At 73.8% G+C, this 7,540-nt stretch carries 8 protein-coding genes; 5 read left to right on the forward strand and 3 right to left on the reverse strand.

Going from position 1 to position 7,540, the window contains the following annotated elements:
* The first annotated feature begins 83 nt into the window (after window positions 1-83).
* Both JWN97_RS19025 and JWN97_RS19030 read left to right on the forward strand, forming a co-directional pair.
* Window positions 84-641 (forward strand): isochorismatase family protein, encoded by a 558-nt coding sequence (locus JWN97_RS19025; RefSeq protein ID WP_297626534.1) that lies wholly within the window; start codon window positions 84-86, stop codon window positions 639-641.
* Complete coding sequence (locus JWN97_RS19030; RefSeq protein WP_297626537.1) at window positions 638-1,591, forward strand: PfkB family carbohydrate kinase; 954 nt, start codon at window positions 638-640, stop codon at window positions 1,589-1,591. Before JWN97_RS19025 ends, JWN97_RS19030 begins: the two co-directional genes overlap by 4 nt.
* Here the strand turns inward: JWN97_RS19030 and JWN97_RS19035 are convergent.
* Window positions 1,582-2,952 (reverse strand): NAD(P)-binding protein, encoded by a 1,371-nt coding sequence (locus tag JWN97_RS19035; protein ID WP_297626539.1) that lies wholly within the window; start codon window positions 2,950-2,952, stop codon window positions 1,582-1,584. The two genes, JWN97_RS19030 and JWN97_RS19035, sit on opposite strands and share 10 nt — an antisense overlap.
* A 43-nt stretch (window positions 2,953-2,995) precedes the next feature.
* Between JWN97_RS19035 and JWN97_RS19040 the strand changes: the two genes are divergently transcribed.
* Window positions 2,996-3,805: a hypothetical protein gene (locus JWN97_RS19040; protein WP_297626542.1), complete on the forward strand. Its 810-nt coding sequence runs from the start codon at window positions 2,996-2,998 to the stop codon at window positions 3,803-3,805.
* A 57-nt stretch (window positions 3,806-3,862) separates the two neighbouring features.
* On the opposite strand, the gene JWN97_RS19045 is transcribed toward JWN97_RS19040, so the two are convergent.
* Window positions 3,863-4,363 carry a hemerythrin domain-containing protein gene (locus tag JWN97_RS19045; RefSeq protein WP_297626545.1) on the reverse strand — a complete coding sequence of 167 codons (501 nt, stop codon included), beginning with the start codon at window positions 4,361-4,363 and terminating at the stop codon, window positions 3,863-3,865.
* Window positions 4,364-4,446: 83 nt separating this feature from the next.
* Between JWN97_RS19045 and JWN97_RS19050 the strand changes: the two genes are divergently transcribed.
* The gene (locus tag JWN97_RS19050) at window positions 4,447-4,917 is read left to right on the forward strand and encodes a GNAT family N-acetyltransferase (RefSeq protein WP_297626548.1); all 471 of its coding nucleotides are present in this window, start codon (window positions 4,447-4,449) and stop codon (window positions 4,915-4,917) included.
* On the opposite strand, the gene JWN97_RS19055 is transcribed toward JWN97_RS19050, so the two are convergent.
* Window positions 4,904-6,688 (reverse strand): HAMP domain-containing sensor histidine kinase, encoded by a 1,785-nt coding sequence (locus JWN97_RS19055; protein WP_297626551.1) that lies wholly within the window; start codon window positions 6,686-6,688, stop codon window positions 4,904-4,906. The two genes, JWN97_RS19050 and JWN97_RS19055, sit on opposite strands and share 14 nt — an antisense overlap.
* Before the next feature lie 168 nt (window positions 6,689-6,856).
* Here JWN97_RS19055 and JWN97_RS19060 point away from each other — a divergent pair.
* Window positions 6,857-7,540 (forward strand): FAD-binding oxidoreductase (locus JWN97_RS19060; protein ID WP_297626554.1); only part of this gene is annotated, 684 nt, incomplete at its 3' end.

A 7,540-nucleotide genomic window follows, 5' to 3' on the forward strand; every position in this document is an offset into this window, starting at 1 on the left:
CGAGGGCGTGGCGGACGGATTGCGGTCCCCGGACCGACCGTTGCGTTCCTCGGATGTCCCTCGGGCTCTGACAGGCTGACCGCATGCACCCCGACGCCTGGCTGGTCGTCATCGACCCGCAGCGGATCTTCGCCGACCCGTCGAGCCAGTGGGGCTCGCCGATGTTCCCCGCGATCGTCGACCCGGTACGCCGCCTCGCCGCCGCCGCGGGTGAGCGCACGGTCGTCACGCGCTGGGTGCCGGCGCGCGAGCCGCGGGGCAGCTGGGCCGCCTACCTCGAGGCCTGGCCGTTCGCCGACGTGCCCGAGGACGACCCGCTGCTCGAGCTGGTGCCCGAGATGACCGGCGTGGGCTCCGAGGTCGTGTCGGTGCCGACGTTCGGCAAGTGGGGTCCCGCCCTGCAGGCGATCACCGGGCCGACCCCCCACATCGTGCTGACCGGCGTCTCCACCGACTGCTGCGTGGTCTCCACCGCGCTCGCGGCCGCCGACGCCGGAGCGACGATCACCGTCGTCACCGACGCATGCGCCGGCTCGACCCCCGACAACCACCGGGCGGCGATGGACGTGATGGCGCTCTACCCGCCGCAGATCACCCTGGCCACCACCGCGGAGGTCCTGGGGCTCGGTGGCGGCGCATGAGCCGCGTCATCCACACCGGCCAGGCCCTGGTCGACGTCGTCGTCGAGGTGCCCGACCTGCCGGCGCGCGGCCAGAACGTGATGGCCGCCTCCGCCACCGACTACGCCGGCGGCGCGGTCACCGTGCTGGTGGCCGCCGCCCGCTTCGGCGCGGACTGCGTGCACGCCGGTGCGCACGGCACCGGGCCGCACGGCGACCTCGTCCGGGCCGCCCTGGAGGCCGAGGGCATCGGCGTCTCCGCTCCCCCGGTGGCCGACCGCGACACCGGCATCTGCGTCGTGATGGTCGAGCCCAGCGCCGAGCGCACGTTCGTCACGACCCTCGGCGCCGAGCGCCGGATCAGCGTCGAGTCGCTCGCCACCTCCGACCCGCGGGCCGGCGACCTGGTGTGCGTCACCGGCTTCTCGCTGGTCCTCGGGAGCACGCGCGATCCCCTGCTCGCCTGGCTGCCGACGCTCGACCCCGACGTGGTCGTCGTACTCGATCCGGGAGCGGCGTTCGCCGGCCTGCCGGAGGACGTGCGGGCCGCGATGCTCGCGGTCACCGACGTCTGGTCGAGCAATGCCGAGGAGGCCGAGCACCTGCTCCGCGAGGTGGGCGCGGAGGCGCCGGAGGACCTCGCCGCGCTGACGACGGCCATCGCCCCCCTGCTGCGCGGCGACGCGATCGCGATCGTCCGCGACGGCCCGGAGGGCTGTGCCGTCCACGTGGCCGGCGAGACCACCGACGTGCCGGGCTTCCCGCAGAAGCCGCTCGACACCAACGGCGCCGGCGACACCCACACCGGCGCGCTGCTGGCGGAGGTCGCGGCAGGTACGCCGTGGGTCGAGGGCTGCCGGCGGGCGAATGCCGCGGCCGCCATCAAGGTCACCCGGCGCGGGCCGGAGTCGGCACCGACGGCGGCCGAGGTCGACGACTTCCTGGCGACGGCGGCCGAGCCTCAGCAGTAGGCCGCGAGCTTGGCCAGGGCCGGCGCGGTGTGCTCCGCCAGCCGGGCGCGCGCGTCGTCGAGGGCGGCCGATCCCGGGTGTCCCGGGGGCACCCGGGCCGGGTTGAGCGCGACGCCGTCCGCCCACTCCTTGATGGCCGGCTCGGAGGAGAAGGCCTGGGCGTTGCGGGTGCCGAGGAGGTTCATCGCGGCCCACTGCTGCAGGGAGTTGCCGTAGCCGGACGGGCCGCAGACCCGGTTCTTCTCGACGTCGTCGGTGCGCGTCGCCTCGACGTATCCCGCGAGCGCGGCCCCGAAGCTCGGGAAGCCGGCCCGCACCGGCTGCAGGGTGATGTCGGCGGGCCGCCAGATCGGCACGAGAGGCGGGTTCTTCAGGCCGTCGGCGGCGCAGTGCACGACCAGCGCGTCCTCGGCGATGCGCACCGATCCGTCGGAGAGGTCGAGCCGGCCACGGGAGACCGACCGCACGTGCCCATGCCGTACGACGTCCTCGACGGTGCGCAGCTCGTCGAGCTCCCACCGGGCGAGCGTCGGGGCCTTGGCCATGGTCGGCGCAACCGAGCGGTCGACGCGCAGCATCACGCCGGCGTCCTCCAGTCGGAGGAACGCGTCCTCGAGCGAGGACGACACGGCGACCGACTGCATGAGGTCGGCGGCCAGGCCGAAGAAGATCGAGGGGTCGGGCTGCACCCGGGCCCGGTCGAGCATCCAGGGGTCGCGCGGGCGGACCCAGCAGATCGCGTCGGGGTCGGTGCCGCGGGCGAGCAGCCAGACGATCGCGTCGGTCGCGGTCTTGCCGGACCCCACCACGACGTACTGGCTCGGCTCGTCCTCGAGCCCGACGAGGTCGTTGACCGGCAGCACCCGGGCTCCCTCGGACACCGCAAAGGGTGGCGGCACCTCCGCCGGAATGGTGGGCGCGAGGTAGTGCGCGTTGACGATGCGGCACGACTCGGACACCTCGACGTGCTCCCCGGTCACGCGCGAGGTCACCGTGCGGTGGCCGTCGAAGTCGCTGTCGGGAAGGAAGTCGACCCGCCCGGTGCCCACCAGCCGGTCGAGGACCCGCGCGTAGTAGGCCACGATCTCCGGCTGCGAGGCACGCTCCTGCAGTCCCGCCTCCGGACCGCTCGTCTGCAGCGCGCCGCCACCCAGCAGCGACGAGGCGACGCCGTAGAAGCACGACGACTGGTGCAGCCGGACGAAGGGATAGGCCTCAAGCCAGTGCCCGCCGACCCCGGACCGGCGGTCGACCAGGACGACGCGCGCGGACTCCGAGTGGTCGACGAGCGCGTCCGCGAAGCCCATGCCGAGGGCGCCGGCGCCGACCACGAGGTAGTCGGCCTGGAGGATGCGAGCCACGGCTCGACCCTAGCCGGGCGGCGCGACGGCGTACGGTGCGCGCGTGAACCCTGATGTCCTCCTCGTCGGGTGCGGCGACCTCGGTGCCGCGGTCGGGCTGCGGCTGGCCGACCCCGGCCACGACGTGCTGGCGCTGCGGCGCCACGCCGACCGCGTCCCGGCGCCCCTGCACGGGCAGTCGGTCGACCTGACCCGGGAGGCGCCGGACCTGGCCGGCCTGCGCCCGCGACTCGTCGTCGTGGCGCTGACGGCGCGGCCGCGCACGGAGGAGGCCTACCGGGCGACGTACGTCGATGGCATGTCGCGGGCCCTCGACGCCCTCGAGCAGGCACCCGAGCGGGCCGTGCTGGTCTCCTCGACGGCCGTTCAGGCGAGCCACGACCGGCCCCCGCTCGAGGACGAGACCTCGCCCGCCGCACCCGCCGACGGACCGGGGCGGATGCTGCTCGCGGCGGAGGAGGCGTTCCACGCGCGACTCCCGCACGGCACCGTCCTCCGCCTGTCCGGGCTGTACGGCGGCAGCAGCACGCGGCTGCTCGACCAGGTCCGCGAGGGACGGATCGCCGACCCGCACCGCTGGACCAACCGCATCCACCGCGAGGACGCGGCGGCGGCGGTCGTCCACCTGCTGACGATGCCCGGGCAGCCTGCGCCGCTCTACCTCGGCACCGACGACGAGCCGGCCCAGATGGGGGACGTCGCGGCCCACCTCGCCGGACTGCTCGGCGCGCCCGCGCCCCCGCGCGCCGACCCCGACCAGGGACACGGCAAGCGGCTCTCCAACGCCCTGCTCCGGTCGACGGGCTGGGCGCCGACGCGGCCGAGCTATCGCGAGGGCTACGTCCAGGCCTGACGATCGTGGAGCTCCGGTGCCGACATGCGACACGGGAGCTCCACGGTCAGCTGCGGGTCAGGCGATGACCGCGTCGATGGTCTTCTTGAGCGCGCTCGGCTGCGACGGCTTCTTGGGCGCCTTCTTCTTCGCGGCGAGCATCTCCTCGCCGATCTCCTGCAGCTGCTTGCGGCCCAGCCCCTCGCGCACCTTCGGGAACCAGTCCTGCTCCTCCTCGTCCATGTGGTGCGTGACGTTCTCGATGAGGACGGTCGTCTTGGCGTCGAAGCGCTCGTCGGACGGCTTCATCGCGGCCAGCTCGGTGACGAGCACGTCGGCCACGTGGTGCTCCTCGTAGGACTCGAGCACGTCGTCCTCGAGCTCCGGCAGCAGCTCGCGCACCCGCGGGTACATGACCTCGTTCTCGATGTAGGTGTGCTGGGTCAGCAGCTCGATCATCGTCGTGACGAGCCTGCCCTTGCTGACCGTGGCGTCCGGACCGGCCGCCTGGAAGTCCCGGAACACCTTGCGGATCTGCTTGTGGTCGTCCTTGAGGATGACGATGGCGTCGTTGGACATGCTGGTGTGCCTCCCGGCCTCGGTCGTGCGTGTCCTCCCCCGGTACCCCGTCGGGCGCCAGCCAACGGGCCCATCATGGTGGCGTGCACCCGACGATCTCGCGCGCCGACTTCACCGACCCCCGGCTGGCGGCGTTCCTCCAGGCCCACCTCGACGACCTGGCCCCGACCGCGCCGCCCGAGAGCAGGCACGCGCTCGACCTGGCAGCCCTGGACTCGCCACGGGTCCGGATGTGGGTCGCCGCCGCCCCCGACGGGATCGTCGGCACGACGGCGCTGGCGGCGCTGGACGCCGGCCACGAGGAGCTCAAGAGCATGCGCACCGAGCCCCGCGCGCGCGGGCGCGAGGTCGCCTCCGCCCTGCTGGTCCACGCCCTGGACGACGCGCGCTCGCGCGGGGTGGCGAGGGTGTCGCTCGAGACGGGAAGCATGGAGTTCTTCGCCCCCGCGAGGTCGCTCTACGCAGGGGCCGGGTTCGTCCCGTGCGAGCCGTTCGGGTCCTACGTGGAGGACCCCCACAGCACCTTCATGACGCTGGAGGTCACCCGGCGCTGACGGCGTCGTCGGGACGGGCGGGCAGCGTCACCGTGGCGGTGGTGCCGCGGCCCAGCTCGGAGGTGAGCTCGACCCTGCCGGAGTGCCGGCGGACGACGCGGTCGACGATCGCCAGCCCCAGGCCCGTCCCCGGGCGCGCCATCGCATCGGGGTTGGTGGAGCGGAAGAACTCGCGGAAGAGGTGGTGCTGGTCGACGTCGGAGATGCCGATGCCTGCGTCGCTGAAGCTGACGACCACGTCGTCGTCCTCGCGGGCGAGGCGCACGTCGATGCGTCCCCCTTCGTGGGAGTACTTGATCGCGTTGCTCGCCAGGTTGGCCAGCATCCGGTGCAGCTCGTCGCGCCGGCCGGACACCAGGACGGGCTCCTCGGGGACGTCGAGGACGCACGCCTGGGACTTCTCGGCGGCCGCGAGGTGGCACTCCTCGGCCACGTCGAGGAGGACCTGCCGCAGGTCGACCCGCTCCGGCACGAACTCGTGGAGGGGGTCGGCCACCTGGGCCATCGCGAGGAGGTCCTCGATCACGGCCTGCATGCGCGCGGCACCGCGGCCGGCGGCGGCCACGGAGCGACGGTCCTCGGGACCGAGCGAGTCCACGTCGAGGAGCTCGAGGTTGGCGGTCATCGAGAACAGCGGTGTGCGCAGCTCGTGGCCGAGCGTGTTGACCATCTCCATGCGATAGCCGTCGAGCTTGCGCAGCCGGTCGGCCACCGCGCGCTCGCGCTCGATCTGCCGGGCGTTGGCGACGGCGCGGCCGAGGTCGCGCCCGATGTCGAGGGCGGCGACCCGCTCCGTGGTCGTCCAGGCGGGGGTGTCGCTGACGCGCGTCAGGACGAGGAAGCCGAGGCACTCGGGACCGGCGCCGAGCGGGACGAAGAGCACCGACCCGATGCCGATCCGGTCGAGGAAGCCCAGCAGGCGCTGGGCGTCGTCGGGTGGCAGCCCGGGCTGGTCGGCCCGCGCGTGCGAGAAGTGGGCGACGTACTGGTCGGTCCAGTAGCGGTGGGCCAGCCGGATGACGACGTCGTCGACCTCGGACAGGGACGGCGCCACGTCGCTGCCGCGGGAGTACGACGTGGTGGAGGTGCCGCCGTCGCTGTCGAAGGCGGTCAGCCACATGCCGACGGCGCCGAAGCAGGACGTCACCCCGGCGCGGCACGCCTCCAGCACCAGCTCGAGCGAGGGTTCGCCCAGCGCGCGGCGCACGATCTCGCGCGCCTCGTCGGCCATCCGCACCCGCTCGGCGAGCGTCTCGCGCTCCAGCGCCAGCAGGACCAGCGTGCGGGCCACGCCGGCGTACTGGGTCAGGACGGCCAGCTGCTCGGGACCCGGCAGCCGGCCGTCGCGCGGGCTGTCGACCGACAGCAGGCCGCGCAGCTGTCCCTCGTCGTCGTGGAGCGGCGCGAAGAGCATGTCGAGCGGGTGCCACGCGTCGGGGCCCTCGAGCGGGGTGACGTCCGGGATGTGGCTGTACTGGAGCACCTCGTTGGTGACGCGGTCGTGCGGGACGAAGCGCCACGCACCCCAGTCGTCGGCCCGGTCGATCTCGGTCTGCATCGCCGACACCGGCACGTGGGTCCCGGCGAAGCCGTCGGCGACACCCGCCGCCACGAGGATGAGGAAGTCGTCGTCCCGGCGCAGGGTGATCGCCGACTGCTCGAAGCCGGCCAGGACCGCGACGCTCTCAACGAGCACCTGGAGGTGCTGGCGCGTCTGGTCGTCGGCCCACGGTTCATCACCCCGCGCGGCCCCGCCTGCTCCGTCGTCCACTGTCTCCCCTGTCGTGCCGAGTCACTCCGCACCGACCACCCTCACAGATGCGTGGGCGCAGGGGAACCGAATCACGTGTCCCACTCCGGTGTGGGCGAGGATGTGGCCCACCGCCCCTCGCCGTCGTGCTCGGCCCGGCCTCCCCCGCCGGACCTCGAAGGAGAACCCGTGACCGACCTGCTCGCCCGCCTCCGATCCGCCGTCGGTGACGACCACGTCCTGACCGAGGCGGCCGACGTCGCGGCGTACGTCGTCGACTGGACCGGCGTGCACGAGGGCAGCGCCCTGGCCGTGGTCCGGCCCGGCTCCACCTCGGAGGTGGCCCAGGTCGTGGCGGCCTGCCGGGACGCGGGGACCGCGATCGTCCCGCAGGGCGGCAACACCGGGCTGGTCGGCGGCGGCGTCCCCGACGGCTCGGGCGGCCAGGTCGTGGTGTCGCTCGGCCGAATGCGCGCCGTCCGGGACGTCGACCCGGTGGCCGGGACCGTCACCGTCGACGCCGGCGTGGTGCTGGCCGACGTGCAGGCCGCGGCCGAGCGGGTGGGGCGGCTCTTCCCGATGTCGCTGGGCTCCGAGGGCAGCTGCACCATCGGCGGCAACCTCGCCACCAACGCCGGCGGCACCGCGGTGCTCCGCTACGGCATGACCCGCGAGCTCGTCCTCGGTCTCGAGGTCGTGCTGGCCGACGGCCGGGTCTGGGACGGGTTGCGCGGACTGCGCAAGGACAACACCGGCTACGACCTCACCCAGCTCTTCGTCGGCTCCGAGGGCACGCTCGGCGTGATCACGGGAGCGGTGCTGCGTCTCTTCCCCGCGACCCCGCGGCACGCGACGGCGTGGGTGGCCGTGCCC

The sequence above is a fragment of the Nocardioides sp. genome (assembly GCF_025965415.1).
Taxonomy (GTDB): domain Bacteria; phylum Actinomycetota; class Actinomycetes; order Propionibacteriales; family Nocardioidaceae; genus Nocardioides.